Raw genomic sequence first — 24,138 nt, 5'->3', positions numbered from 1 at the left:
GAGTCATTTTTCAACCGGAATCAAACTGGCGGAGGAGCCATGTCAACATTAAAAGAAGATGCGTTGAAATATCACGCAGAACCGCGCCCAGGCAAAATTGCCACGGAAATCACCAAGCCAACCCTGACCCAGCGTGATTTGTCGCTGGCTTATACACCAGGGGTTGCTGAGCCTGTGCGCGAAATCCACAAGGATGCCGAAACTGCCTACCAATATACTGGCAAGGGCAACTTGGTAGCTGTCATTTCTGATGGCTCTGCGGTATTGGGTCTTGGCAATGTGGGCGCACTGGCAGGCAAACCCGTCATGGAAGGCAAAGGCGTCCTGTTCAAACGCTTTGCTGACATCGACGTGTTTGATATTGAAGTCAGCACCCAGGATGTTGAAGAATTTATTACCGTCGTAAAAAACATTGCGGTAACATTCGGCGGCATCAATCTGGAAGACATTTCTGCGCCACGTTGTTTCGAGATCGAAAAGCGTTTGCAGGAGATGCTCGACATTCCGGTATTCCACGATGACCAGCACGGCACTGCCGTCATTATTTCCGCAGGTTTGATGAATGCGCTGGAAATCCAGGGCAAGAAACTGGCTGACGTGAACATTGTTTGCGTGGGTGCAGGTGCGGCGGGTATTGCTTCCATGAACCTGTTGTCTGCGCTGGGAGCTGACAAGCAAAAACTGTTGATGGTGGACAGTAAGGGTGTCTTGCACACCGGTCGTACTGATCTGAACAGTTTCAAGCGTGACTACGCGGTAGAAACCGACAAGCACACACTGGCGGACGCTTGCAATGGTGCTGATGTGTTCATCGGTTTGTCTGGCCCGAATGTGCTGAGTGTGGACATGCTCAACAGCATGGCAGCCAACCCGATTGTGTTTGCCCTTTCCAACCCTGACCCGGAAATCGCGCCTGCAACAGCATTGGCTGCTCGTGATGACTTGCTGATGGCGACCGGGCGCAGCGACTACCCTAACCAGATCAACAACGTGCTGGGTTTTCCGTTCCTGTTCCGTGGGGCGCTGGATGTACGTGCGCGTTGCATCAATATCGACATGCTGAAAGCAGCCGTGTACGCACTGGCGGAGCTGGCTCGCGAACCTGTGCCTGCGGATGTATTGGCTGCCTATAATCTGGAAAGCCTGTCGTTTGGCAAGGATTACATCATTCCCAAACCATTCGACCAGCGTCTACGTGAGCGTGTGCCAACAGCCGTTGCCAAAGCGGCTGTTGACAGTGGTGTTGCCCGTCTGCCGTTATAAGCCGTTGTAAGGCGTTACCGGCGCTTCTACCTTGGACGCCTGCGGATTTGTCTGCGGGCGTCGGGTTGGGGCCAGATTCAGCTTTTCACCTTCCTGACGGATGCTGTAACGCAAGCCCATACGGTAACAGTGCTGTGCGTTGTCTGCTTCATTCATGGTTTCCAGCAGTTCAGCCAGTTCCAGATAGCCTTCCGCATTGGGTGCCTGATTAAGGCTGGCCTCAAAATAGTGTTTTGCCATCCCCCACAGCTTTTGCTGGTTGTACAGGCGTGCCAGCAGCAGCAATAGGGCAGGGTTGTTGTCGGGGCGTGCCAGTTGCCATTTCTCGGCTTGCTGGATGGTGTTGGCGAGGCTGTGATGCTGGATGCGCCCGTACAGGTCAGCCAGACCGTCATGCCAATGTTTGTTCAGGCTGCTGCCGAGCAGGCTGGCACAGGCCGCATCATCTCCCGCAGTATGCAATGCTTTGGCATACAGCAGAATGGCTTCATTGGTTTCACGTACTGCTGACGGCAGTTTTTTCCACATGGCATACAGCTTGTCGACCTGCTTGCCTTTGGCGTGCTGATGGAACATGGCTTGCAAGGTCGCGCCTTGTACCTTGTGCATGTCATCGTTTTTCAGCAGGTTTTGCTTGATCAGTTCCGGCAGCAGTTCCAGTAGGGCATCCCATTGTTCCTGTTTGTACAGGACTTTTGCCAGCAACTTGAGGACATAAGGGTGTTTGGGAGCCAGTTCCCGCAAACGAGTGAGGGTGGCGTGCGCTTGTTCAAGCTGGTCGCTGGCAAGCTGCATGTCTGCCTGCGAAACACCTACTGCGATATTGGCCTTGCCATCGCTTTCAATCGCCAGTTTCAGCAGTTCATCACGCTGGGCATACTCTTCCTGCATGTGGGCAGCACGGGCAGCCGCAAGGTAGTTCAGCAAGGGGGTGTCGCTGTGTGGGGCGTGTTCAATCAGCAGTTTCTTGCCTTTTTCCCAGTGGCCTTCGGTCAACTGGATCAGACCCTGGGTAAGGGCGCGGCTGGCCTTGCTGCCCAAGTGGGCTTCACGCAAGCGGCTGAGATTTTTCCGCAGGTTGAACACATGCCGTAACAATGCAATCGTGATGTAAAACAGGATGCAGGCCGCCACTACTGCCATGACCAGCGTGGCGGTTTTCATTTCAATGCTCCACACCCCCCAGGTAATGACTGCTGTGCCGGGGTTGGACAGAACCAGTTGCCCCAGCCAGAATAGGGCGGCAATCAGTAGCAGCAGAATGATGATGTAAAAGATCATTCGCGTTTGCCTCCTTTTTTGGGTACGGCTTCTGTTTCAGTGGCCGGGGATGGGGGGGGCTGGGCGGCAGCGGTCTCAGCTTGACGGGCGCTTTCCATTTGCTTGAGGCTGGCGGAAATATCCGGGAGCTGGAGTTGCAGGTTTTCCTTGGCAAATTCCGCCAGTGTCGCCAGCAAGGGTTCTGCCTGCTTTTCCGGGTAGTATGTGCCGACGGTTTCTTTTAGCAACTCAATTTGAGCCTGGAAGCCGGTATGGTCACGCTGCAATGCCAGCAATCGCAGGCTTTCCAGTCGCAGTTTCAGCAACTGGAACAGGGTCTGGCGGGCGTCAGCATCCAGTGCTGTCTGCAAGGGCTGGTCGAACTGGCGAACCACGACGGCGTGATTCAACGTCTCTAGTGCCTGACGTTTGTATTCTGCCCACAGGGAATTGCCCTCGATGTTGTCTTGCGGCTTGTTTGCTGGTTCTGCCTTGTCGGCTTCGGCAGAGGTTTCCACGGCTGGCAGCGGCTTGAGTGACAACAGGGTGGCGGAAATGCGTTGCGACAGCCCAGCAATATCCGGGATAGCTACCGCTTCGAGTGTGGAAATGTCTTTGGCAATCTGCTGGCGCACGGGAAGGTAGTTGACTGAACCCAGCTTGGTCAGCAGGGCATCTGCTTCTTTCAGGGCGGCAATGGCAGTTTTGGGGCTATGGTTCAGGTGCAATTCGCGGTTAGCCAGTTGTAGCAAGAATTCGACTTCAGCAACCTGCCAGTCTTTAGTACTTGCTGGTTGTGCAGACTGTTGCGCCCGTGCTTGCAGGAATGTGACCTGTTCCACTTGTGAGGCTACCGTTTCAGCAAACTGGCGGGTCTGGTTTTGCAGCCGAGCCATTTCCTGTATGGCTTGCTCATGGGTTGTTTGGGCTTGGGCGGTTTTGTCGGTGACTTCCTTGCGCAGGTTTTCCACTGCGTCGTTATTGGGAACCTGTTGCAACTGCTCGCGCAGTTTGACGATTTCAGCCGCGTTTTCCTTGGCTTTGCTATCCATGCGTTGCCAGTGTTTGTAACCGGCAGCAATACCAATGGTGGTGAAAAATAATGCTAGAGCTGACAGGAACAGGGCAAAACGGGCTGAGCCAGAGGCTTTTTGTCTGGCTTTGTGGGTTTCGCGGTCAAAACTGTCAACGGCGTCAACCGTATTCAGCGTCGTGTGCTCAGCTTGGTGTGTGGCTGGTTTGTCGATCATCGTTGTATTCCTGTGCCCAATGCGTGAGGGCTTGAAACATGGCCTCATCGCCGGGATTGTCTGCAATAACCAGGGTTGTGCTGAACCCTGCCTGCCGGGCAGTTTCCACCATGCGCTGGCTACCGACCAGCAGGGGAAGCGTCTTGATCCATGCAGGATTATCCAGCAATGCGAGTAGGTTCAAAAGACCTTCGCTGCTGGTGATGGCGATTATATCAAGCTGCCGGTTTTCGTGGTGTTGTTTCAGTGGGGTGGCGGCATTTGACGGGCGTAGACGGCGGTAAACTTCCACGTAATCTACGCTTGCCCCGCGTTGACGCAAGCTATCTGCCAGCAATTCACGCCCACCTTCACCCCGAAAAATCAGGATGCGTTTGCCCGCCAGTTGTTGGGTTGCGGGTAAGGCCAGAAAATCTTCGCTGGTGAAGCCACTGAGCGGAACCAAACTGGTGTTGTAACCGTGTTGTTGCAACTGCTCGGCGGTCTGTTTGCCGATAGCGCCCAAGGTCAGATGTTGCAAGGTTTGGCGTTGGGCTGCATCCAGCAGGCTCAGGCCAAAACGAACGGCATTGGCGCTGATGAAGATGACTACATCATAATCCTGCAAACCCGTCAGGAGCGTTTGGGCGGCTATGGGGTTTTGCGGGGGGGCAATGTCCATCACCGGAAACGGGATGACCTTTCCCCCAGCCTGCTCGACAAGCTGGCAGAAGCGTGCGGCCTGATGGGCGGGGCGGGTAACAACAATATGCAGGCCACACAGTGTTTCAGGCATGGATCCCCAGCGACGCCAGTACCTTGTCGCCACCTTGTGCCAGCAAGTCTTCAGCTACGGAGCGCCCCAAATCTTCCGGGTCAACCAGGCAACCGCTTCTTTCACAGGTATACATGGCGGAACCATCCGGGAAACCAATCAGCCCACGCAGGCGCAGCGCACCATCCACCAGTTCGGCAAATCCGGCGACCGGAATCTGGCAGCCACCATTCAGGCGGTGGTTCATGGCACGCTCGGCACGTACCCGGATGGTCGTTTCCGGGTGTCGCAAGGGAGCCAGCAGGTTTTCTACCCGAGGATCATTACGGCGACACTCGATACCGACGGCTCCCTGACCGATGGCGGGCAGGCTTTGTTCGGTGGAGAGGTAGGCGGTGATGCGCGACTGGAATTCCAGCCGGATCAGCCCGGCTGCCGCCAGAATGATAGCATCGTACTCTCCGTTATCCAGCTTGCCGAGGCGAGTGTTGACGTTGCCGCGCAAATCCTTGATCTGCAAATGCGGGTAACGGGCGCGGATTTGGGTTTGGCGGCGCAGGCTGGATGTGCCGACTACTGCACCTTCCGGCAATTCGTCCAGACTGCTGTACTGGTTGGAAACGAAGGCATCACGCGGGTCTTCACGTTCCATGATGATGGGCAGGTGCAAGCCTTCCGGGAACTCCATCGGTACGTCTTTCATGGAATGCACCGCAATGTCGGCACTGCCTTCCAGCATCCCCAGCTCCAGTTCCTTGACGAACAGCCCTTTGCCGCCGATTTTGGACAGGGGGCTGTCGAGAATCTTGTCGCCACGAGTGACCATGCCAACCATTTCGATCTGGAGGCCGGGGTGGGTTTCCTGCAAGCGGCGGGCGACGTGTTCGGCCTGCCACATGGCAAGGGGACTGGTACGGGTTGCGATGCGGATGATGTCAGCCATAATTCCTGCGGATGCCTGATTCAATAGAACCCCAGCACTTTACGGGAAACTGGTCGAGAGTTCCATCCTTGTGCATGATTGTAGGCTGCTTGTTTAAATAATCAGCGAAGCATGTTACGTTGCAGTGAATATTGGAATAAACACTTGCTTTTTTCTGTATTCAGGCTACATTAAGGTTTCAGTCGACGGAATGATAAAACTAACACGGAAGTTACCCCCTATCTTCCATTTACCTTGACTGAGAGGGAAACAGGCGGACACCCCCATGTACCGTCTGAAGCACTGTGCCGGACTTCAAGCCCGAGTCCGGCACGACCTCACTTGGCATCAAGTGGGTCGGATGCTTAAACGATACCCCAGCCCTGCCAAAGCCAGACACCACACAATACTTGCCCCGGTTGGCAAATCCAGCCAAACAGATACCACGATGCCAGCCCCGTAGCCCAAAACACCCGGCAAAAAAGCATGGCGTAGTGGTTGTGAGTCATGCACTACCGCTAATGCCGGAATCACCAGGCTGGCAAACACCAGATACACCCCGATCACCTGTACGGCTACGGTAATCACCACTGCAAACAACAGGTAAAAGGTTTTGCCTGTCAGCCATGCCGCCAGCCTTGCCGGAAACAGCCATGACACTAGCCAAAAGATGGTAGCCAGAAGTGCCAGTGGGAGTAAATCTACCCAATTCACCCACAGGATTTGTCCGCTTAACAGGTCACGCAAATGTTCGCCGCCGTGAGGGTTATCCGCCAGCAGCAACAAGCCACCAGTGGCTGACAGCACAAACACAATGCCAATCAGGGCTTCCTGTTGTCGCTGTAAATGGCGTTCTGCCCAGCCGAGCAACACCGCCCCCGTGAGTGCTGCACTCAATGCGACCGCCTGGGTTTCCCAGCCGTGGACATCCCAATCCAGACTATGGGCAGCAATCACCCCCATCGCGGCAATTTGCGCAATTGCCAGGTCGATGAAAATGATACCTCGGCGCAATACCTCTCGCCCCAGCGGGATGTGGGTTGCCAGTACCAATAATCCGGCAGCAAGGGCGGGGGCGAGAATGCTGAGTTGTAAAGACCAATCCATGTGTTCAGGTACGACTGCTGGTCAGGCGGTTGATGATGTCATCGAACAGCTTGAACAAATCATTGGCTGCGGGTGTACCACCGACGGTGGAGGGCAGCATGATCACTGGAATTTCTGCCTTGCCTGACAACCATTGGGCCGATTTGGGGTTTTCGTAAGCCGAATGGATGACGAATTTGGCGGGCGTGGTTTGCAATTGCTGCAACACGCTGGTCAGGTGCGCGGTCGTTGGCGGAATGCCGGGTTTGGGTTCCAGCGTGGCGACTGCTTGCAAGCCCAGCCAGTCTTGCAGGTATACCCAGCTTTTGTGATGAACCACGACAGGCGTACCGCGCAAGCCTGCCGCTTGCTGTTGCCAGCCTTGCATGGCGGTTTGCCAGCGGTTGTTGAACTGGGCGTAACCTTGCTGGTAATGCGCGGCGTTGGCAGTGTCGAGTTGCGCCATGCGTTCTGCCAGTGCCTTGGCAACTTGCACAATGCGGCGCGGGTCGGTCTGGATGTGTGGGTTGCCGTCAGCGTGGACATCGCCCATGCTACGGTCGACTTTGGCAGGAATATCCAGCAATTGCACCTGTTCGGCTGCCATGAAATGCCCCGGTTTGCCAGGCTGGATGACGGCATTACCAGATTTTTCCAGCAGTAATGGCAACCAGCCGATTTCCAGCTCTGCGCCCGTGCAGACCAGCAAGTCTGCCTGGCGTGCTTGGGCAATCAGGCTCGGGCGTGCTTCGATGTGGTGCGGGTCTTGCAGGCCGGTGGTGGCGTTGTAGGCCGTGACTTTGTTGCTGCCGATGGCTTGCGCCAGTGAACCCCATTCCGGTTCGCAGGCGAAAATGTTCAGGTCGGCGTGTGCCAGTGCGTTGCTGCACAGCAGGCTGAAGCTCAGCAGGATACGTTTCATGCAAGCTCCTTAAAAGCCATGTGCGCCATGTGAACCAAAACTGTGAGTGTATTGCAGGATGACTTGCTTGTCCGTTTCGGGCGTGCTTTTGTCTTCGTTGAACTGCAAACGCCAGCGGCTGTATTCGCGCGGGGTGTAATCAAGCATCAGGCTGTTGCGTTTGGGGGTATGGCCTGCGGAATGCAGACCCGCTTCTTCCAGTACATCTTTGTCATCAGCACTGTTGTTGATTTTCAGACGGTCATGGCGCACGCCGACCCGCCAATGCGGTTTGAACTGGTAAATGGCCTGGGTGTACCAGCCGCTTTGTTTGCCTTTGTAGCCGGTTGTTTCAGCTATCGTGCCATCTCCTTCGACCATATCAACCGTGCCGGATTCATTGCGCCGGAAATATTCGGCTTGCAATTTCAGGTTGCGTTCTTTGGCATTGCCATTCGGTGCCCATTTGTAGGTGGCATTGATGGTGTTGATTTTACTGTTACCGGAAAAGCGGGGTGTTTCTGTAGCGCCTGCGTGGTTGTGTGCAGCACTGCTGCGGTCGCGGATGTCGTTTGCTTGCCAGTGACCGATACCTGCTTGCCAACTGTGGTCAGTGCCAATGTCACCGCCTGTTTTGGCATACAGGGTAGCGGCGCTGATCGTTTTGTCGGTTTTGCCGGATGGGAATTTTTCGCCTGCAAACACTTCCGTCCCAACTTGCAGCAATTGCTTGGTGGGGGCAATGTAGCTGAGTTGCACGCCATCATCGTTGGTGTGTTCGCCAAACATGCCCTGGTAGACCAGTGGGGTATCGGCAAAATCCCATTCGTGGTTGTGCTTGCCGCTGAGATAGCCGAGATCGGAGTGAAAACGCCCAGCCTTGATGGTTACGCCATTGCCCAGACCTTGGGTTTCGACAAAAGCTTCTTCGAGTTCCGCTTCCAGGCCATTACCTTCACCTTCCGGTTTTTCGGTAATGGCGGTTGTTGCACGGGCTTTGAGTTTATCGCTCAGTTTGCCGCTGACCACCAATTCGTTATGTCCGGTATGTAAGCCTTCCTTGAAACCGTGGTTGTGCCCGCCTGTGGGCATTCCTTCCACATGCAAGTCCGCGTCAGTACTCCGGTCAAAGTAAGCGCCTTCAAGGATCAGGCTACCTTGCCAGTTGGCGCTGGGTTTGAGGGCATTCTTGACTTGGGCATCAGTGCTGGTTTCCGCCCAGATAGACGGGGCAGTCAGGATGGCGGTAATTGCGATGGTCAAGGGTAAGTGGGTGTGTCGCATGTTACACTCCGTTGTATCTGAAAGGTTTATAATGCAGGCAATGGTATGTGCATTAGCAAGGAAAATGCAATATAGTTGCAAAATATTGACACAGGTGAGTGTTGAATCATGGCTACAGAACTGATGGCACAAGAAGCGCGTGCCTTGCTGCAACAGGCTCAAGGGCGTGTAACGCCTACCCGTGTGGAGGTTCTGAGCATTTTGCTTGGAGCCAAAGCCGCATTAAGCCATCAGGAAATCGAGCAACTGGCAGTGCAGCAAGGTTACAGTTTTGACCGTGTAACGTTATACCGAACTCTGGATTGGCTGGTAGAACAAGGGGTTGCCCACAAGGTCAACAGCGCAGACCGTGCGTGGCGTTACAATGCACAAACCGAAACACCCCATCAACACGCCCATTTTCATTGCAGGCAATGTGAGCAGGTGTTTTGTCTGGAACAGTTGCAACCGGCGTTGCTGGTCAGTTTGCCTGCCGGTTATGCGTTGGAACAGGTGGAACTGAACCTGCATGGGTATTGCCCCGCGTGCAGTATAAAACATGCAGGTTAGTTGCAAATAAATAGGAATCTCAGGGAAATAAACACATGACCCCAACCATCCAGCAACACCCTGATGACGTGGTGGATACCCGTTTTCCGATCACTATCCTCAGCGGTTTTCTTGGCAGTGGCAAAACCACTGTGCTTAACAATTTGCTGAAACCGTCATTTTGGGAACGCCTGTTCCGTGTTCCGCCCTTGACTGCTGTCATCATGAATGAATTCGGCAGTGTCGGGCTGGATCACCAACTGGTCGGTGATTCTCAGGGGCCAATGGCGCTACTCAACGGTGGCTGCATTTGCTGTGAAATTCAGGGTTCGCTGGTTCCCACCCTGAAAAACCTGTGGATGGGGCGGCGTGACGGCAAATTACCACCTTACGAACGTATCATTATCGAAACCACCGGCATTGCCGACCCGACCTCGGTGATGGAAACCCTGCTGCGTTCCGAGTGGGTGGCGCGGCGGCATTATCTGGATGGGGTAGTTATCACGGTGGATGCGGTATTCGCCGCCGGGCAACTGGATGAACATTTCGAGGCAGTGCGCCAAGTGGCGACGGCTGACCGCTTGTTGCTGACCAAAACCGATCTTGCCGATGCCGACACGATTGCCAACCTTGAAAGCCGCTTGCACACTCTCAACCCCTCCGCCCCGATTGTGCGTGTGTTGCACGGCGAGGTTGACCCGGAACACGTTTTCAAATTGAGGGCATACCACCAGACCGAACCTGTGCAGGCCAAGCAATGGCTGGCAGCGGAACAATTCCGCATTGTTGCCCCTACCCCGTTGCTGAAACCCGGTATCCGCAACCCCACGCGCCCAGCCAGCCCCGGTGTGGATGGGCGTATCCGCAGTTTTTCACTGGTGTTTGATGAGCCATTGCCCTGGCAAGGTGTTGCGGAGGCACTGGAAATGCTGGCGGGATTTTGCAGCCATCGCCTGTTGCGCATGAAAGCGATCGTCAATGTACAGGAATATCCCGGTCGCCCGGTGGTGTTGCACGCGGTTCAAAACCTGTTTTACCCCTCAGTGGAATTGCCACACTGGCCGGACGATGACCAGCGTAGCCGTTTTGTTTTCATCATCGCCGATCTGGATGAACAATTTGTGGCACGGATGCTGGAAGAATTCACCCAGGCCGCCCGCCACCAGAATACCGATGCAACGCGCATGAATTATGGGCTGGGGTTGGCGATGGCGGGTGATAAACGTTGAACCCTAGCCGTGATTTTTAAATGTTTTCAGAACAAGGATTAGAAGTCGTTATCCCCCTTCACCCACAACAACTGCAATTCCGCTTATATTTCTCCATCTTCCCAATCCCCGGATTAAACGTATTGGTCGGGTCGAGCTTTTGGTAAAACGCCCGCAACCCGCTTTCCGCCTCGTACAAATGCCCGACATTATGCTCCGCCGGATATTTCGCCCCGCGTGCATCCAGCAATGCCAACATCGCCTTTTTCACCGCTTTCGCATCTGCACCCTTTTTCAAAATGTAATCCTGATGGAAAACGTGGCACATAAAATGCCCGTAATACAGGGTATGTTCAATCTGGCTACGAATGTGTTCCGGCAACACTTCCACCCAATCGGCATCATTGCGTCGCAAGGCAATATCCAAGGCCAACATTTCGTCGCCGACCTCATTGCTGTGCAAGGTCTGGTAACGAATCGCCGCGCCCGCCGCCGCAAACCGCTGCAAAAACGCCTTGCTCGCCTCCTGCGGCGTACACTCAAAATACGCCCCTTCATTACCCGTATCCGCAAAGAATTCCGGCAAAAACGCCTGCGCCTCGGCAATTCCGCCCTCACTCATTTTCAGAATCAAGTGATGCTCATAACGGTCACGGAATTCCAACAAACGATCCGGTAAATGCTGCGGAAACAAACGGCTTGCCCCCTGCATCACCCGATCACTCAAATATTTGGGCAATACCGGCAATTTGTTCAAGGTCGCATCGGTACGCCCCTTGATGGCAAACAACGTCGGCATCCAATCCGTCCCCAACTTCTCAATCGTCAGAAACGTATCTTTGCCGTACTTTTCCGCAATATTGAAAATATCGCGGTGCATGTATTCGCCCACTTCCGGCACATTGTCAAACTGGCTGAGGATGTGCCGACGCAAGCGCGTCAACACCTGCGGGTCATTCGTGCCAATGTAAAACGTCTGTTCCTGCTGCGCGATCGGAAACGTATCCAGCCGCACTGCAAACACCGCCAATTTCCCCGCGCACCCGCTGGCTTCAAACAAACGGCTTTCATCGGCATTGAAACGCGCCGGTGTTGCCGCATCCACATCGCGCAACCGCGCCACATAGTCGCGAGCCGATGCCAGCTTACCACCGTCATCCACCCCGTCTTTCGCAAAATTGCCAGACTCCAGCCGCGTAATCATCTCCTCCGGTGACTCACCCAAGGCAATGCCCAAATGGTTAACCATTTCCAGCTTGCCGTGTTCATTCACTCGCGCAAACAACGCCATTTCGGTGTAAGCCGGGCCGCGTTTGACCAATGCTCCGCCCGAATTATTCGCCACGCCGCCGACAATCGACGCACCCAAACAGGACGAGCCGATTACCGAATGCGGCGCACGTTTTAACGGCTTGAGCAATTTTTCCAGCTTGTGCAAGGTCGCGCCGGGAAAACTCAACACCTGTTCGCCACCGTTCAACAGCACCAAATCATCCATCGCTAAGGTATTGATCACCACCACCTCACGGTCGTAATCGTCCCCGCTGGGGGTCGAGCCTTCCGTCAAGCCGGTTTTCGCCGCCTGCATAATGATAATGGTGTTGGCATCGACACAGGCTTGCAGCACGCGCCACAAATGCAGCAGCGTTTGCGGAAACACTACCGCCAACGCCGCGCCACAGCCCGACCGGAAGCCGCTGCGGTAATACTCAGTGCGGCTGGTTTCGGTGGCAATATTCGCCGCACCGACAACCCTGACTAACTCAGGGATCAAGGGATGATTCATGACACACCTGTTTATTTGCCGTAAGCAATGGATGGCAGCCAAGTGACCAGATCCGGGAATATGAACACCAATGCCAGCCCCAGCAGTTGCAGGAGGATGAAAGGTACAACCCCTTTATAAATGTCCCACAAGGTGATTTCCGGCGGGCAAACCCCTTTCAGGTAGAACAGGGCGAAACCTACCGGAGGGGTGAGGAAGGAGGTTTGCAAGGTGACTGCCACCAGCAACGCAAACCATAACAGTACTGGCTTATCCACCACGCCATGCCCATCCACACCCAGTTCCATCGCCCCCACGACCGGTGCCAATAACGGTAGCATGATCAGGGTAATTTCAATCCAGTCGAGGAAAAAGCCCAGCAAAAACACAATAAACAGGATGAAGATAATCAAGCCATAACCTTCAAACGGCAACCCTGTGAGTACGTCTTGCACAAACTCATCACCACCGAGTTCCCGTAATACCAATGCGAATACCGTTGCTCCCACAAAAATCGCAAAAATATACGCTGAGGTGTTAAAGGTATTGATAACGACCTCTTTGAGTACCGCCCAATCCAGTTTGCGGTAAGCCCAAGCCATCACCGTTGCACCCAGCGCACCAAGACCAGAGGCTTCCGTGACGGTTGCAATCCCAGCAAATACCGACCCTAGCACCACCAAAATCATGATAATGGGCGGCAGTATGTCAATAAATAACTGCTTGATTACCTTCCAGTCCGCTTTTGTTTCATGATCTGGCGACAACGGTGCTGCTTGGGGAAAGAACACCCCGTAGAAATAAATGTAGATAATATAGAGCAAACCTAGCAGCAAACCGGGGAATACTGCCCCCATAAACAAGTCACCTGCCGATAATGCCAACTGGTCGCCCATTACCACCAGCATAATACTGGGCGGAATCAGGATGCCCAAACAACCCGCACTTGCCACTGTACCCACTGCCAGCGTCTTGCTGTAATTCTGCCGCATCATTACCGGAATTGACATCAGCCCCAACAGGACTACCGATGCCCCGATAATACCGGTAGAAGCAGCCAATATAATGCCAATCAACATGACCGTAATCGCCAAACCGCCGCGCACATTGCCGAAGGCGCGTTGCATCGAATACATCATGCGTTCCGCCACACCCGACTTGTCGAGCATCAGCCCCATGAAAATAAACATGGGCAAGGCAACTAACACCCAATTGTCCATAATGCTGAAAATGCGCCCGACTGCCAGCCCTAGGGTGGAATAATCAAGTCCGGTAGTGGTATCCAGATACTGGTCGGAAAAATAACCTACTGCCGTAAACAGGATGGCGATGCCACCCAATACCCACGCAACCGGATAGCCGGTGAATAATAAGGCAATAAAGCTCGTGAACATCACGATGACGAGAATTTCATTCATGTCCATCACTTGACCTCCGTCTCATGCTTTTGAACAGAAAATAGATGGCGCAACAATGAAACCCGCCCGGACAATTCCGGCTCATTCTCCTCTCCCTTATGCATAAGCAGCAGGATGGAGTGCAGCAATCTTGCCAGTGCCGCCACGAATAGCAGCGCAAAGCTCAAGGGGATAATGGATTTGACGATCCAGCGTTGTCCCAACCCAGTTGGGCTACTGGAGGCTTCACCGATTTCATAGGCTTGCCACACCCATGCGAGGCTGTGGTGAAAAATGATAATGATAAAAGGCATTAATAAAAACAAAACACCAAGAATTTCAATTACATGTTTTTTGGTTGGTGACAAATTAATACGTACAATATCCACCCGGATATGGGTGTCATTGGTAACGGCATACGCCAGCCCAAACATGATGCCCACGGCGTAAAGTTGCCAGATCAATTCTTCCAGTGCCACCAACCCATGGCTGAAGCCATAGCGCAGCACCACCTGTGCCACGATGGTGGCTATCACCACGACATTCACCCATGCCAGTACATGGGCGATGCCGCGCACAAAACCATTGAGTTTATCCACGACCGGTATTCGATAGACCGGCTCGTAACCTGTTTGCATACCCATGCGTCACCTCCATTTGGTTGAAGAACCCCTCACCCCCTAACCCCCGCACCCAGCCGCCTTCGGCGTCGTCCCTCAAGGGGCGAGGGGGAACAAGAAAGGTAGTCTCTTAGCCCCTCTCCCCTTGAGGGAGAGGGGGTGGGGTGAGGGGTAATCCCGTTACTTCGCTACCCGCTCAGTGCCCGGACGCGGCAAAAATGCCCACTCATTCCAGACCTTGTAGTTGTCACGGAAGGCTTGCAGGTTTTCCCAGGTGGACTTGAAACCAGCATCCTTGTCGCCTTCTTCCTTGACGACTTCTTCCCACTTGGCACGGAAGGTATCCAGCATTTCCTTCGACCAGTAACGGTTTTCGACGCCGTTTGCAGCGTTTTCCTTCATAACCGGGAACTGGATCGCTTCACCCATCGCCAGGCCATCCAGCATCGCGGCTTTACAGGCCATTTCGATCGTGTTTTGCTGCGCCGGACTCATTTCCTTCCATTGGTCGCCGTTGATGATCAACTCGAAAATGGTGGCAGGCTGATGCCAGCCGGGGAAGTAGTTGTATTTCAGGATCTTGCTGAAACCCAAACCCTTGTCGATGGCAGGCATGGAGAATTCGGTCGCGTCAATCGCGCCCTTTTCCAGCGCTGGGAAGATTTCCTTGGAAGGTAGCAGGGAAGTGGAAACACCCAGCTTTTCCATCACCAGCGCACCCAGACCGAAGAAGCGCATCCGTAGCCCTTTCAGGTCTTCCGGTTTGTCGATCGGCTTGGAGAACCAGCCGGAGGTTTCCGGCGCGATGATGCTGCAAGGAATGGCGTGTACGTTGAGGTTTTTCTTGTCGTACATTTCCTGCCACAGCTTGCGGCCTTCGCCGTAGTAAATCCAGGCGAGGAATTCCGGCGCATCCGGCCCGAATGGTACGGCAGAGAAAATCGCGCCTTGCTGACCCAGTACACCGGTGTTGTAGCCGGGGGTTGTCCAGCCTGCGTTTACTTGCCCCTTGTTGACCGCTTCCAGGATTTCCTTGGGTGGAATCAGCTTGTCCGGCTCGTAGATTTTCAGCTTGACGCTGCTATCCATCGCATCGAGTTGTTCAGCCAGCCAGGCCGGGGTGCTGCCCAGACCTTGCAGGTGAGTACCGAAATAGACCGGTACTTTCAGCAATACATTTTTATCTTCAGCAGCAGCGTTGGTGGATACGAACAGGGCAGCGGCAACAGCGACCGCAGTCGCTACACGGGTCAGTTTACGGAACATGGTTTTCTCCTCCGGCTTGAAATCGGGTCAATATTGGTAATACCAATTTATCGAACTAACAAACCAATATTGAAATTGGTAAGTCCGCTGATTCTTATCCAGAAACCTTGCCAATGTCAATAATGTTTTCAATACATTAGAAAATCTTAATACAGATAATGCCTGTACAAGAATTGCAATTCCCTAGCGGAACATCTACACTAGCCTGAAAATTGGTAAGACCAGAAGAGCCATGAAGAAACCAAGAATTGCAGAACAAATCGCCGAACAACTGGAAGCCATGATTGTTGACGGCAATATGCAGCCGGGTGATCGCCTGCCTGCCGAACGCACACTGGCGGAACAACTCTCCGTGTCGCGCCCCTCGTTGCGCGAAGCCATCCAGATGCTGATCAGTCGCGGACTGCTGCAATCCAAACCGGGCGGTGGCACTTTCATCAAAAGCACAATGGCGGCGGACTTCAGCAACCCGATGCTGACCCTGTTCCGCGAAAACCCGGAATACCGTTTTGATGTGCTGGAAATCCGCCATGCGCTGGAGGGCAACGCGGCTTTTTACGCCGCCTTACGTGCTACTGCCGAGGATAAAGTGCGAATCAAGCAAGCCTTCGACACCATGATTGCCCTGCACGGCAGCAAAGACCCGATGGATGAAGCCCGCGCCGATGCCGCATTCCACCTGGCCATTGTGGAAGCCTCGCACAATCTGGTGCTGCTGCACGTCATGCAGGGCTTGTTTGCGCTGCTGCAAAACAGCATTTCGCACAACCTCGACAAGCTGTACACCATCCACCGCGTATTCGACCCGCTGAGCGAACAGCACGAAGCCTTGATGAACGCCATTCTCGCCAGTGAGCCGGAAAAAGCCCGCAAGGCTGCGCAGGAACACCTGACTTTCGTAGAAGAATCCCTCAAGAAAATTGATGAGGAAGAAGCACGCAAACTGCGCTCGATGCGCCGCCTGACTACCGTAGGAGCCGGACTGTGAATAAACCCGACACTATCTATTTTTTCGGTACTTGCCTGATCGACCTGATCTACCCGCAAGCGGGCATTTCCGCTGTGCAATTGCTCCAGCGCGAAGACATCAAGGTCATCTACCCACAGGCGCAAACCTGTTGCGGGCAACCGGCGTGGAACTCCGGCTACCGCGACGAAGCCCGCGCCGTTGCCCGTACCCAGCTTGCGCTGTTTCCCAAACCCATTCCCATCGTCATCCCCTCCGGCTCCTGCGCCGGGATGATGAAACTGCATTACCCCGAACTGTTCGCCGGACAGCCGGATGAAGCGCAAGCGCTGGACGTTGCCAGTCGTGTGTACGAACTCACCGAATTCCTGGTCGATGTACTGCATATCGAGCTGAAAGATTTGGGTGAGCCAGTGAAAGTCGCCGTCCACACCTCCTGTTCCTCGCGCCGCGAAATGGGCGTGGCAAGCAAGATCGAATCTCTGCTCGATCAGCTCGGCAACGTCACCAAACTGGAACAAATCCGCAAGACCGAATGCTGCGGCTTCGGCGGCACGTTTGCGGTCAAGCAGCCGGAAATTTCCGCCTCAATGGTGCTGGAAAAGGCCGACACCATCCGTGCCACGGGTGCTGAACGGCTGATCGGGCAGGATGCGGGTTGCCTGCTGAATATTGGCGGTACGATGGAAAAGCAGGGGGATGCGATTCCGCATCAGCATATTGCGGAGTTTCTTTGGGAGCGGGTGAAGAACCCCTCACCCCCCAGCCCCCTCTCCCTCAAGGGGAGAGGGGGAGCAAGAAGCTCTTCCGAAGAAGCCCCTCTCCCCTTGAGGGAGAGGGGGTGGGGTGAGGGGGAATCTTCATGATTTCCGAATTCCGCCAACACGTCATCGAAAACCTCGCCAAGCCCAACGTCCGCGCCAATTTCCGCAAGGCAATGGATGGCCTGATGCAACGTCGCCTCGACCAGTTCCCCGACCCGGCGGAACTGGAACGCATCCGCACCCAGGCCCAAGCCATCCGCGCCAACGCCCTCAGCAAACTACCCGAATTGTTGGAGCAACTGGAAGCAAAACTCACCGACAACGGCATCCACGTCCACTGGGCCGAAACCACCGAGCAAGCCAACCAGATCGTGCTTTCCATCATGCAAAAGCACAATGCCAAGACCATGATCAAAGGCAAGTCGATGGTTTCTGAAGAAATGGGGCTAAACCATTTTCTGGAAGCACACGGCATTGATGCGCTGGAATCCGACCTCGGCGAATTCATCCTGCAACTGGCGCACGAGCCGCCCTCGCACATCGTTGCCCCTGCCATCCACAAAAGCCGTCAGGATGTTGCCAAACTGTTCAACGACAAGTTTCCCGACATCCCCTACACCGAAAACATCGACGAACTGACGCAAGCCGCTCGCACCATCCTGCGCGACAAGTTCTACAGCGCCGAAGTCGGCCTTTCCGGCGTCAATTTCGCCGTCGCTGAAACCGGCACGCTCTGTCTGGTCGAAAACGAAGGCAACGGGCGCATGTCCACCACCGTTCCCAGGGTACACATCGCCGTCACTGGCATCGAAAAAGTGGTGGAAAAGCTCAGCGACATCCCGCCGCTGCTCAGCATCCTTACCCGTTCCGCCACCGGCCAGCCGATCACCACTTACTTCAACATGATCAGCAGCCCGCGCAAGCCGGGCGAAAAGGATGGCCCGGAGGAAGTGCATCTGGTGCTGCTCGACAACGGGCGTTCCAACATCTACAGCGACCCGGAACTGCTCGCCACTCTGCGCTGCATCCGCTGCGGCGCGTGCATGAACCACTGCCCGGTCTACACCCGCATCGGCGGGCACAGCTACGGTACGGTCTACCCTGGCCCGATCGGCATCATTCTGGAGCCGCAAAAAGCCGGGCTGGACGTACACGGCGAACTCACCCAAGCATCGACCCTGTGCGGGGCGTGCGGGGAAGTCTGCCCGGTACGCATCCCGATTCCGACCCTGATCAACCGCCTGCGCTACGAAGGCGTGCGCAAGGATGCCAGCACCACCCCCGGAACCGGCAGCCGCCGCACCACCGCTGAAGCCGCCGCCTGGAAAAGCTGGTCGTGGTCAGCCTCGCACCCCGCCATCTATAATTTCGGCACGAAAGCCGCCGCCCGTCTGCGCGGTGTGCTGCCGATGCAAATGAGCGCCTGGACGAATGTACGTTCCGCCCCCCAACTGGCTGACAAGACTTTGCACGAACGCATGAAAGAGATGGGAGTTGCCGATGAATAATGTTGCCCGCACCAATATCCTGCAACGTTTGAGAAAAGAAACCCCTCCCCAACCCTCCCCTTGTCAGGGGAAGGAGCAAGATGTTTCTTCATTCGACTGGGACAGAGCCGAACGTATCCGCCGCTTCACCGAACGCATGGAAGCGGTACGCGCCGAAATCCACCACGCCGACCACCGCGACTGGCTGGATGTGTTGACCGAAATCTGTCATGCCAAAGGGCTGAACAACCTGCTGCTCTCCCCCAACACCACATGGGGGCAAGCCATCAGCGCACAAGCCGGACGTTTCCCTACACTACGCCACTACGAGCAGCCCATCGACGGCTGGAAAGAAGAGATGTTCTACGGTATCGACGCTGCTTTTACCAGCACGCTGGGTGGCATCGCCGAAACCGGTACGCTGATCCTATGGCCAGATGCAGAAGAGCCGCGCACGATGTCGCTGGTTCCGCCAGTGCATATTGCCTTGCTGGAAGTGGACAAGCTCCATACCACTTTCGCCGCAGCGGTACAGGAACAGGGCTGGGTGGAAAAAGGCTTGCCGACCAATGCGCTGCTGGTGTCCGGCCCGTCAAAATCGGCGGATATTGAGCAGACGCTGGCGTATGGGGTACATGGGCCGAAGGAGTTGGTGGTGATTCTGGTGTTCAGTCATCCTGCCTGATCACAAGCAGTATTCCGAACATCAAACAACCACTGGAGAATACCATGCACCGTTCTACCCCCATGCTGTTTACCCTGCTGACCACCACTCTTCTGACAGGCTGCATACTACTCATGGTCACAGTTGCAGCCTGAACATTTCTGCTGGCGTGGTTCCGGCACCAGATCCACGCCACCTTCGTGCCACGGGTTGCAGCGCCCGATGCGGCGAACTGCTAACCAGCTTCCTTTGAATGCACCGTGCTTTTCAATGGCTTCCCTAGCGTAGTGCGAACAGGTGGGGTAAAAACGGCAATTGCTGCCCAGCATGGGGCTGATGAAGAGTTGATAGCCACGGATGATGAGGATGAGCAGGCGTTTCATGCGGGTGTGTTCATACCGGTAGTTGGAAGGGCGACCCGCAACAGTATACCTGCCATCGAGCGGGCAAGCACAGTTCAGGTCAAGTGCATGAGCCATATCAATACCGCTTCTGCCTAAGGGTGGGATGATGAAGGTGGCGGCAATGGCAGGAGGTCAGCGATGAAACCAACACCTGTAAAACTTCCCCAGCGTTGCCCGGTGGCGGGCAGGCTGGTGAAATATTCCGGCATTTTGATGCTGGTCATGGGTTCCTTGCTGTTTATCTGGGGCAGTGAGCAAGCCGATGAGTGGTTGTGGATGGTCTTTGCGCTGTCTCTCATCGGCGGCGGTGTGTTCAACTGGATTCGCGGCTTGCGTCTGGCGAGTGTATCGGTGGAACAACTCCGCCAGCATGACAAACGCGCCCCTGTCATTTTTCTGCGCTCTTTTGGGGATGAAAAAGCTGATTACAGTGTCAGGGGCTTTTTCGCTGCCCTGCAAACGGCGTTCAGGGCGCAGGCAGCAACCGGAACCCAGCCGATGATCAGCCCGTGGGGGCCAACCTTTCAGATCCAGTTGGCAAGTCTGTGGCGGGGGCTTGGGCCGTATGTGGCAATCGGTCGCCCCGGTGAGGAAATCGCAGATACTGGGGCAGCACGTACCTATGTGAGTGATGCGGTGTGGCAACAGCAGGTGGCTGACTGGTTGCAGGAGGCACGGCTGGTGGTATTGCGCCCCGGCAGTTCGGCGGGTGTCAGTATCGAGTTGCAAATGCTGCGAGGCTGGAACAAGCCGGAGCGTATCTTGTTGATCATGCCGCATACCGAAAAAGCGTATCAGGGCTTCCGGCAGGTGGCCTCAGACATTTTACCGCAGGTTTTTCCCGAGCAGTTGCCGCAGGCACATTTCATGCGTTTTGACCGGCAATGGAACCCGTATGAATTGCCACAACAGGCAACCTTGCTTGCCACACTGGAACCGTTTCTGGTGCAAAACGGGTTGAGTAGCCGGGATTTCAGCCTGACTTACAAGCTGTTGTATGAATATGTGTGGTTCATGACGTTACTGGTATTGGTCGGGTTGGTGCTGGGCATCAGCATGTTGTCGGCAGTGCTGGGGTAGGTTGTTGGCTACACTGTAGGGATACGTGTTACAGGGAAGACACCTATGCCCGCTTATACTTATCCCGTTCCATACCCGGATACTGCGCCCGTGCTGGAAGTACCTGCTGTGTGTGTTATCAGTAGCGACGGGCTGTTTGGTTTCATTTTTCTGGTGGCACTGCCGATTGCAGTGTTTCTGACATGGCTGACTGTTGTGTTGTATCGTCATTACGTCAGGCAGGCAATGGGGCAGGTTGCTGATACGGGAGCGATTTCCCGAGCTTTGTATCGGTCGGGTGGAATGCCACCGGCTAGGGCATTGCAATTTGATGTTGTTGATACATCCGTTGCATTACCAAAGCCTGCGCTGGCTGGAGTTGCTGCGGAAGGGGTGGAGCGTGCCAGTTTTGCTTATGCTGTGGCAGGTCTGGTTCATGCCTTGATCGGGGCAAGCCTGACGGTGGGGCTGGATGATCTGGCATTTCTGCCGGTACATTTTGGCAGCCTGTTGCTGTTGTATGCTTGGCCGGTCATTCCCGCTCTGATTGTGGTGCGGGTGGGTGATGCACGCAGCAAGTGGAATTTGCTCACGGGTTATTTCGCCTTGCTGCTGGTGCTGGATGCATTGTCCTTGACGCTGGGTTTTACAGACGGGATAGGGTTGGGGCGCATCTTGTTGACCTGGGCATTCTGGATGGGCATTCCGTCACTCCTGCTGTGGATACTCAATAACCGTGCGTGGCGTTCGGTGGGGTTGTTTGCCTATTTCGTGGCGGTCAGTCTGGTGGTTGCGGTTCTGCTGGCGACTCAAGGGTTAGGCTGTCTCGCCCTGACATTGGGTGACATCCGTCTCTGGAGCGATTACCGGTATGTCGTATGGTTGGGGCTGCTGCTCATCTTGTTACTGGCTGTGTGGGGAACATTGCGTTACGTTACCCAACGTTACCGCTTGAAACAGACCAGTATTCAGACCCTGACACTGGATAGCTGGTGGTTGGTGATTACCTTGTCTGAAATCATTATCCAGTTTGAACCGACGCAGGGTGGGAGTGTGAGCCTCATATTGACATTCGTGGCTTACAAGCTGATCAGTAGCCATTTGCTGCGGCGCAAGGCTGACGAAAAGCAACCCAAACCGGCATCATTGTTACTGCTGCGGGTATTCGGACATCGCTTGCGCAGCCGCCAGTTGCTTGATCAGCTCAGCCAGCGCTGGAGTTTTATTGGCCCGATCAGCCTGATCAGTGCGCCAGATTTGGCGGCAACCAATCTGGAACCGGACGAGTTGTTGCAGTTCTGGGGTTTGCGTCTGCGTAACCTGTTTGTCGCCAGTGAGGAAGATTTGCAGCGGCGGCTGGGCAGTTTCGATGCCAAACCAGATCCTGATGGGCGTTACCGTATCAACGAGTTTTTCTGTTACGACAATACCTGGAAGGCAACGGTTCATGCCCTTGCGGTGCGCAGTGATGCAGTGCTGATGGATTTACGTGGCTTTGGGGAACACAACAAGGGGTGTAGTTTCGAGTTGGGTTTGCTGCTGGCGGAAGTGCCACTGGCACGGGTGGTGTTGTTGGTGGATGCCACTACCCAGCGTGATGCTTTGCTGCGCTTGCTGGAGGAATTGTGGCAACAACTGCCCGTCGATAGCGTCAACCGGACGCTGGCGGAACCGCGTTTGTGCCTGTTTCAGGCGCCACCGGCGTTGCATTCGGTGGAGCCGTTGTTGCTGCGGGTGGCGGCAGCCGTGGGGTAAATGGCTGTTGTTATGGCTGTTGCAAGCTGGCTTTTATTTCATTTAACAGAACACCCTCGTTAAGTTTTTTGTCTTTCAGGGCGCGGTGGTGAACCGCTATGGCGTGAAGTTTCTTGGTGAAAACCGGAGAGCCTGAATTGCCTTCTTCCGTAGGGCTGCGATAGCGGACGTACTGGTGCTCGTATTCCGTAAGGCTGTTATCGTAGAGAGAAACGGCCATTTCATTGCCGGAGGGATGTCCAATGACGTATATCCGTTGTTCGTCAGAATTCTCCGTGTTAATGACAGGCAAGTGCGGGAATGGATCAATACTGCTGCTACCTTGTGGAGCTTCGATACGCAGAATGCTTACATCAAGCTCTGAACGGGGTGAGCTGTAAAGGAGTTCGCCAAGAGCGACTTTTGGACGGTTCGGGATACGGGTGAATTCAACCAATGCTTCTTCCGGTATCAACGGTGCTTGGTCGTGTGGTTGGCGACTGATGACATGGGAATTGGTGACGAAAACAGGAGCGTCACCCCAGGCGGGTTTGAGTTTTGAGCCAGTGACAAGGAATCCTGTCCCTTTAGGTGCTCCTGTAATGCTGTCAGAAATGCGAGCGATGGCATTGCAGCGGCTATACATGGTATCAAGCCATTGCATGTAAATGACGCCTTCTTGTCCCCAGACTGCTTCAAACCCGGTACTGCTGCGGGTGCTATCGCCAATGTTGCGCAGCTCAACCTTGCTGCCATCACGTTGCAGTAACGCATATTCAAGCACGGGTAAAATGCTGTTCCCGATGGATTTGCCTTCAATCTGCCAGATTTCTTTAAGCTGACGCAATGTACTGCTGATCTCAAATGCGTCTGCATCAGTGTGGGCAAGGTATTTTTGGGTATACCCCAGCGCGGTTTGTTCGTCATCAAGCGCGACCGCTGCTTCTAGGGCTGTAGCATAATCCCACGCATCCGCTGCTTTTTTGTGTTTGATGGTTTCGAGCAGATCCCCTGCCATTTTTGCTGGGTCAAGCCTGTCACGTAGGGGGATTCCATCACGGCGTGCGCGACTAATCAGTGCTACAAGGTTGATACCTCTCCAGCGGGTGTCTCCCAATTTTGATTTCCAGTCCTGCTTGTAAGCGGTGATGGCATGACGCAAGTTGTCTGCTCCACCTTCATTGACATAGAGCTGTTTGTAGGCACGCCCCAGCAAGCCACGGATTTCATAACTTTCTTTTTCTGTTGCATCATGTTTTTGAGCCAGTCCTTCCAGTTCACGGATGCCTTGTTCGAGTTTGTTTTGATCGAGGATGGCTTGTGTCCATTGGCGGCGAATCAGCAGGTCATTATGTCCTGCGAGACAGAACTGCCCCGCTACATGCTCCAGTTCCTTGAATCTGCGTTTGCGTCGTAACAGGGACAAGGTGGTTTTGACTTGTGTGGGGGAAAAGGTGGCGGGGTCAATTTTTTCTGCCAGTGTGCTGATGTCCTGAAAGCGGTATTCCTTTAAGGCCAGTTCCAGTTCCTGCAAGTAGTTTTCAGGGCTTAGCAT

22 protein-coding genes are annotated in these 24,138 nt (G+C 54.6%); 9 read left to right on the top strand and 13 right to left on the bottom strand.

The genetic code is table 11. The features are described 5' to 3' along the window. The first annotated feature begins 39 nt into the window (after nucleotides 1–39). Entirely contained in the window at nucleotides 40–1,263 is a 1,224-nt protein-coding gene (locus tag B2U47_RS07650) for a malic enzyme-like NAD(P)-binding protein (RefSeq protein WP_296676037.1), read from the top strand. On the opposite strand, the gene B2U47_RS07645 is transcribed toward B2U47_RS07650, so the two are convergent. The 7 genes from B2U47_RS07645 to B2U47_RS07615 all read right to left on the bottom strand — a co-directional run bounded on the left by B2U47_RS07645 (nucleotide 1,258) and on the right by B2U47_RS07615 (nucleotide 8,720). Next, nucleotides 1,258–2,544 (bottom strand): heme biosynthesis HemY N-terminal domain-containing protein, encoded by a 1,287-nt coding sequence (locus B2U47_RS07645; RefSeq protein WP_296676034.1) that lies wholly within the window; start codon nucleotides 2,542–2,544, stop codon nucleotides 1,258–1,260. The two genes, B2U47_RS07650 and B2U47_RS07645, sit on opposite strands and share 6 nt — an antisense overlap. After that, nucleotides 2,541–3,773 (bottom strand): uroporphyrinogen-III C-methyltransferase, encoded by a 1,233-nt coding sequence (locus B2U47_RS07640; protein WP_296676031.1) that lies wholly within the window; start codon nucleotides 3,771–3,773, stop codon nucleotides 2,541–2,543. Before B2U47_RS07640 ends, B2U47_RS07645 begins: the two co-directional genes overlap by 4 nt. Next, a complete protein-coding gene (locus B2U47_RS07635) occupies nucleotides 3,742–4,548 on the bottom strand; it encodes a uroporphyrinogen-III synthase (RefSeq protein ID WP_296676027.1) in 807 nt (268 codons plus the stop codon). Before B2U47_RS07635 ends, B2U47_RS07640 begins: the two co-directional genes overlap by 32 nt. Then, nucleotides 4,541–5,470 (bottom strand): hydroxymethylbilane synthase, encoded by a 930-nt coding sequence (hemC, locus tag B2U47_RS07630; protein ID WP_349675729.1) that lies wholly within the window; start codon nucleotides 5,468–5,470, stop codon nucleotides 4,541–4,543. The genes B2U47_RS07635 and hemC overlap by 8 nt, the downstream gene beginning before the upstream one ends. A gap of 327 nt (nucleotides 5,471–5,797) precedes the next feature. Further along, the gene (locus B2U47_RS07625) at nucleotides 5,798–6,556 is read right to left on the bottom strand and encodes a metal ABC transporter permease (RefSeq protein WP_296676024.1); all 759 of its coding nucleotides are present in this window, start codon (nucleotides 6,554–6,556) and stop codon (nucleotides 5,798–5,800) included. Between the two features lie 4 nt (nucleotides 6,557–6,560). Next, the gene (locus tag B2U47_RS07620) at nucleotides 6,561–7,457 is read right to left on the bottom strand and encodes a metal ABC transporter substrate-binding protein (RefSeq protein ID WP_296675994.1); all 897 of its coding nucleotides are present in this window, start codon (nucleotides 7,455–7,457) and stop codon (nucleotides 6,561–6,563) included. Nucleotides 7,458–7,466: 9 nt separating this feature from the next. After that, entirely contained in the window at nucleotides 7,467–8,720 is a 1,254-nt protein-coding gene (locus B2U47_RS07615; protein ID WP_296675991.1) for a hypothetical protein, read from the bottom strand. A 108-nt stretch (nucleotides 8,721–8,828) separates the two neighbouring features. Here B2U47_RS07615 and B2U47_RS07610 point away from each other — a divergent pair, with 108 nt between their 5' ends. After that, nucleotides 8,829–9,269 carry a Fur family transcriptional regulator gene (locus B2U47_RS07610; RefSeq protein ID WP_296675987.1) on the top strand — a complete coding sequence of 147 codons (441 nt, stop codon included), beginning with the start codon at nucleotides 8,829–8,831 and terminating at the stop codon, nucleotides 9,267–9,269. A 35-nt stretch (nucleotides 9,270–9,304) separates the two neighbouring features. Continuing rightward, nucleotides 9,305–10,477 (top strand): CobW family GTP-binding protein, encoded by a 1,173-nt coding sequence (locus tag B2U47_RS07605; protein ID WP_296675984.1) that lies wholly within the window; start codon nucleotides 9,305–9,307, stop codon nucleotides 10,475–10,477. Nucleotides 10,478–10,535: 58 nt separating this feature from the next. Here the strand turns inward: B2U47_RS07605 and dld are convergent, their stop codons facing one another. The 4 genes from dld to B2U47_RS07585 form a co-directional block, all read right to left on the bottom strand. Next, the gene (dld, locus tag B2U47_RS07600; RefSeq protein ID WP_296675981.1) at nucleotides 10,536–12,242 is read right to left on the bottom strand and encodes a D-lactate dehydrogenase; all 1,707 of its coding nucleotides are present in this window, start codon (nucleotides 12,240–12,242) and stop codon (nucleotides 10,536–10,538) included. 11 nt (nucleotides 12,243–12,253) lie between these two features. Beyond that, a complete protein-coding gene (locus B2U47_RS07595; RefSeq protein ID WP_296675975.1) occupies nucleotides 12,254–13,645 on the bottom strand; it encodes a TRAP transporter large permease in 1,392 nt (463 codons plus the stop codon). Continuing rightward, on the bottom strand, nucleotides 13,645–14,262 hold the full coding sequence (locus B2U47_RS07590) for a TRAP transporter small permease subunit (protein WP_296675972.1): 618 nt from the start codon (nucleotides 14,260–14,262) through the stop codon (nucleotides 13,645–13,647). The genes B2U47_RS07595 and B2U47_RS07590 overlap by 1 nt, the downstream gene beginning before the upstream one ends. Nucleotides 14,263–14,418: 156 nt before the next feature. Further along, nucleotides 14,419–15,504, bottom strand: a complete 1,086-nt coding sequence (locus B2U47_RS07585) for a TRAP transporter substrate-binding protein (protein ID WP_296675971.1) — start codon at nucleotides 15,502–15,504, stop codon at nucleotides 14,419–14,421. Nucleotides 15,505–15,736: 232 nt separating this feature from the next. On the opposite strand from B2U47_RS07585, the gene B2U47_RS07580 reads away from it, so the two are divergent. Genes B2U47_RS07580 through B2U47_RS07565 form a run of 4 tightly spaced genes read left to right on the top strand, consistent with a single transcriptional unit; the run spans nucleotide 15,737 to nucleotide 19,407 of the window. After that, nucleotides 15,737–16,492: an FCD domain-containing protein gene (locus tag B2U47_RS07580; protein ID WP_296675968.1), complete on the top strand. Its 756-nt coding sequence runs from the start codon at nucleotides 15,737–15,739 to the stop codon at nucleotides 16,490–16,492. After that, nucleotides 16,489–17,337, top strand: coding sequence for a (Fe-S)-binding protein (locus tag B2U47_RS07575; protein WP_296675966.1), 849 nt, complete (start codon nucleotides 16,489–16,491; stop codon nucleotides 17,335–17,337). The genes B2U47_RS07580 and B2U47_RS07575 overlap by 4 nt, the downstream gene beginning before the upstream one ends. After that, entirely contained in the window at nucleotides 17,334–18,743 is a 1,410-nt protein-coding gene (locus B2U47_RS07570) for a LutB/LldF family L-lactate oxidation iron-sulfur protein (RefSeq protein WP_296675963.1), read from the top strand. Before B2U47_RS07575 ends, B2U47_RS07570 begins: the two co-directional genes overlap by 4 nt. After that, complete coding sequence (locus B2U47_RS07565; RefSeq protein ID WP_296675961.1) at nucleotides 18,736–19,407, top strand: LutC/YkgG family protein; 672 nt, start codon at nucleotides 18,736–18,738, stop codon at nucleotides 19,405–19,407. The genes B2U47_RS07570 and B2U47_RS07565 overlap by 8 nt, the downstream gene beginning before the upstream one ends. A 107-nt stretch (nucleotides 19,408–19,514) precedes the next feature. Here B2U47_RS07565 and yidD read toward each other — a convergent pair whose 3' ends face one another. Continuing rightward, nucleotides 19,515–19,769 carry a membrane protein insertion efficiency factor YidD gene (gene yidD, locus B2U47_RS07560; protein WP_296676125.1) on the bottom strand — a complete coding sequence of 85 codons (255 nt, stop codon included), beginning with the start codon at nucleotides 19,767–19,769 and terminating at the stop codon, nucleotides 19,515–19,517. A gap of 159 nt (nucleotides 19,770–19,928) precedes the next feature. Between yidD and B2U47_RS07555 the strand changes: the two genes are divergently transcribed. Next, nucleotides 19,929–20,870 (top strand): hypothetical protein, encoded by a 942-nt coding sequence (locus tag B2U47_RS07555; RefSeq protein WP_296675959.1) that lies wholly within the window; start codon nucleotides 19,929–19,931, stop codon nucleotides 20,868–20,870. A 45-nt stretch (nucleotides 20,871–20,915) separates the two neighbouring features. Further along, nucleotides 20,916–22,604, top strand: coding sequence for a hypothetical protein (locus tag B2U47_RS07550; RefSeq protein ID WP_296675956.1), 1,689 nt, complete (start codon nucleotides 20,916–20,918; stop codon nucleotides 22,602–22,604). Between the two features lie 10 nt (nucleotides 22,605–22,614). Here the strand turns inward: B2U47_RS07550 and B2U47_RS07545 are convergent, their stop codons facing one another. Then, nucleotides 22,615–24,138, bottom strand: coding sequence for a serine protease (locus tag B2U47_RS07545; RefSeq protein ID WP_296675954.1), 1,524 nt, complete (start codon nucleotides 24,136–24,138; stop codon nucleotides 22,615–22,617).

Origin of the sequence: Thiothrix sp. UBA5583, from assembly GCA_002425225.1 — a bacterium.
GTDB classification, from domain to species: domain Bacteria; phylum Pseudomonadota; class Gammaproteobacteria; order Thiotrichales; family Thiotrichaceae; genus Thiothrix; species Thiothrix moscowensis.
Note: the sequence above shows the minus strand (reverse complement) of the source record. Positions and strands in the feature narration are given on the sequence as shown.

Excerpts from the sequence above, each read along its gene's own strand:
- B2U47_RS07650 (WP_296676037.1), top strand. The coding sequence starts at position 40 with ATGTCAACATTAAAAGAAGATGCGTTGAAATATCACGCAGAACCGCGC.
- B2U47_RS07645 (WP_296676034.1), bottom strand. The coding sequence starts at position 2,544 with ATGATCTTTTACATCATCATTCTGCTGCTACTGATTGCCGCCCTATTC.
- B2U47_RS07640 (WP_296676031.1), bottom strand. The coding sequence starts at position 3,773 with ATGATCGACAAACCAGCCACACACCAAGCTGAGCACACGACGCTGAAT.
- B2U47_RS07635 (WP_296676027.1), bottom strand. The coding sequence starts at position 4,548 with ATGCCTGAAACACTGTGTGGCCTGCATATTGTTGTTACCCGCCCCGCC.
- hemC (WP_349675729.1), bottom strand. The coding sequence starts at position 5,470 with ATGGCTGACATCATCCGCATCGCAACCCGTACCAGTCCCCTTGCCATG.
- B2U47_RS07625 (WP_296676024.1), bottom strand. The coding sequence starts at position 6,556 with ATGGATTGGTCTTTACAACTCAGCATTCTCGCCCCCGCCCTTGCTGCC.
- B2U47_RS07620 (WP_296675994.1), bottom strand. The coding sequence starts at position 7,457 with ATGAAACGTATCCTGCTGAGCTTCAGCCTGCTGTGCAGCAACGCACTG.
- B2U47_RS07615 (WP_296675991.1), bottom strand. The coding sequence starts at position 8,720 with ATGCGACACACCCACTTACCCTTGACCATCGCAATTACCGCCATCCTG.
- B2U47_RS07610 (WP_296675987.1), top strand. The coding sequence starts at position 8,829 with ATGGCTACAGAACTGATGGCACAAGAAGCGCGTGCCTTGCTGCAACAG.
- B2U47_RS07605 (WP_296675984.1), top strand. The coding sequence starts at position 9,305 with ATGACCCCAACCATCCAGCAACACCCTGATGACGTGGTGGATACCCGT.
- dld (WP_296675981.1), bottom strand. The coding sequence starts at position 12,242 with ATGAATCATCCCTTGATCCCTGAGTTAGTCAGGGTTGTCGGTGCGGCG.
- B2U47_RS07595 (WP_296675975.1), bottom strand. The coding sequence starts at position 13,645 with ATGGACATGAATGAAATTCTCGTCATCGTGATGTTCACGAGCTTTATT.
- B2U47_RS07590 (WP_296675972.1), bottom strand. The coding sequence starts at position 14,262 with ATGGGTATGCAAACAGGTTACGAGCCGGTCTATCGAATACCGGTCGTG.
- B2U47_RS07585 (WP_296675971.1), bottom strand. The coding sequence starts at position 15,504 with ATGTTCCGTAAACTGACCCGTGTAGCGACTGCGGTCGCTGTTGCCGCT.
- B2U47_RS07580 (WP_296675968.1), top strand. The coding sequence starts at position 15,737 with ATGAAGAAACCAAGAATTGCAGAACAAATCGCCGAACAACTGGAAGCC.
- B2U47_RS07570 (WP_296675963.1), top strand. The coding sequence starts at position 17,334 with ATGATTTCCGAATTCCGCCAACACGTCATCGAAAACCTCGCCAAGCCC.
- B2U47_RS07565 (WP_296675961.1), top strand. The coding sequence starts at position 18,736 with ATGAATAATGTTGCCCGCACCAATATCCTGCAACGTTTGAGAAAAGAA.
- yidD (WP_296676125.1), bottom strand. The coding sequence starts at position 19,769 with ATGAAACGCCTGCTCATCCTCATCATCCGTGGCTATCAACTCTTCATC.
- B2U47_RS07555 (WP_296675959.1), top strand. The coding sequence starts at position 19,929 with ATGAAACCAACACCTGTAAAACTTCCCCAGCGTTGCCCGGTGGCGGGC.
- B2U47_RS07550 (WP_296675956.1), top strand. The coding sequence starts at position 20,916 with ATGCCCGCTTATACTTATCCCGTTCCATACCCGGATACTGCGCCCGTG.
- B2U47_RS07545 (WP_296675954.1), bottom strand. The coding sequence starts at position 24,138 with ATGCTAAGCCCTGAAAACTACTTGCAGGAACTGGAACTGGCCTTAAAG.